We start from the raw sequence: 1,572 nt of genomic DNA on the forward strand, positions 1-1,572 counted from the left end.
ACGATTACAAGTAAGGCTATCACATGGCAGGACCGGCCCGTACCCCCTAACTACCCCCCCTAACTAAACGGCCGGTCCGCCATTTATCTTCGCGATAGCTCAATAAGAGATCAAAGCGAGTTGATCCAACTCCTCTCACAAGCAGCTCCTCCTGAAACAGAATCCTCCCCTGCCGGCCGGCAGGGGAGGATTCCTGCTTTTCGGGGAAGAGAAGGGAGTGGATAGTCGGGGCGCGGATGGGTATAATGTCTCAGGTGAGTCTGGTGAGCGCCATGTGTCTTATCGGTCCTATAAGTCCTATTGGTCCTAGTCTTATGTGTCCTATAGGTCTTATTGGAGCCTCGGGGTTTGATAGGACCAATAGGACGAGATAGGACCAATAGGACTTATAGGACAAATAGGACGCTTAGGACTTATAGGACGGGGTTGGTGGGTCCTGTGAGGTGGAAATGGATCTTGAGGGCAGGGTTGCGATAGTGACGGGGGCGAGCCGGGGGGTGGGGAAGGCCATGGCCCTGGGGCTTGCGAAAGAAGGGGCGATCGTGGTTGTCGCCGCGCGGACAGAGGTCGAGAGGCCACCGATGCCGGGGAGCATCGAGGTGACGGCGAAAGAGATCAGGCAGGCCGGTGGGCAGGCGCATGCCGTGAGGTGCGATGTTACCGACGAGGCCGGGGTGAACGACATGGTGTCCCGCGCCATCGGTCTCTTCGGGCGGGTCGACGTTCTCGTGAACAATTCGGGGATCGCCTTTCCCGCGCACGCGTGGGAGATGCCGCTCAAGCGATGGGAACTGGTCCTCAAGGTTAACCTGACGGGAGCGTTCCTGTGCGCCCGGGCCGTGCTCCCCGGAATGATGGAACGAAGGGCGGGGAGCATCATCAACATATCGTCGATACAGGCAACGCAGAAGGGGTCGGTGAACACGGGTATTGCCTACGGCGTGTCAAAGGCCGCCCTGGAGCGGTTCACCGTCGGACTTGCCGAAGAGGTGCGCTCTTTCAACGTGGCCGTCAACTGCCTGAAGCCGCGGGGAGCGGTCAGCACGGAGGGTATGGCGTATCTCCATGCCGCCGCGGACAGGTCGAGCTGGGACACGCCGGATATGATGGTGCGGGCCTGTGTCTTCCTGGCATCCCGGGGCGATGGCGGAGTGACGGGTGTCGTTGCCACGGATGAGGAGATCTGCGAGAGGTACCTGGGTGAAGGGAAATGAAGAAAGGCTTTGCCCGGCGACTCAGATCACTTCGCGAGAGCTTTGGCGTCTCGCAGGTCCGCCTGGCCCGTGCCTTGGGAATACCCCAGTCGTACGTCGCGAAGTGGGAGGCCGAGGCGTACGATCCTTCGGAGATGCTCAAGAAAAGGGTCGCCCGCATCTTCCGGGTCTCTCCGGCATGGCTGATGGAGGGCGTCGAGCCCGTCTTCAGCGGTGTCATCTTTATCCCCATTTTCATCCATATGGTGAAGAGCGGGTTCGACGCCGAGAAATGGCTGAACACGGCGATGCTCGCCGTCGGCGATGGAGCAGTGGTGGACCGCGTTGCGGTGAATGCCGACAATGAAGGCGAAGCCGT

At 60.1% G+C, this 1,572-nt stretch carries 2 protein-coding genes; both read left to right on the forward strand.

Going from position 1 to position 1,572, the window contains the following annotated elements; translation table 11 throughout:
• Positions 1–449: 449 nt before the first annotated feature.
• On the forward strand, positions 450–1,214 hold the full coding sequence (locus tag GXX82_01820; protein ID NLT21764.1) for an SDR family NAD(P)-dependent oxidoreductase: 765 nt from the start codon (positions 450–452) through the stop codon (positions 1,212–1,214).
• A partial coding sequence (locus GXX82_01825; GenBank protein ID NLT21765.1) for a helix-turn-helix transcriptional regulator occupies positions 1,211–1,572 on the forward strand: 362 nt, incomplete at its 3' end. The genes GXX82_01820 and GXX82_01825, both read left to right, overlap by 4 nt.

Origin of the sequence: Syntrophorhabdus sp., from assembly GCA_012719415.1 — a bacterium.
Lineage (GTDB): Bacteria > Desulfobacterota > Syntrophorhabdia > Syntrophorhabdales > Syntrophorhabdaceae > Delta-02.

Bases quoted from the DNA above. Each gene is read 5' to 3' on its own strand.
- GXX82_01820 (NLT21764.1), top strand. From the start codon at position 450: ATGGATCTTGAGGGCAGGGTTGCGATAGTGACGGGGGCGAGCCGGGGG.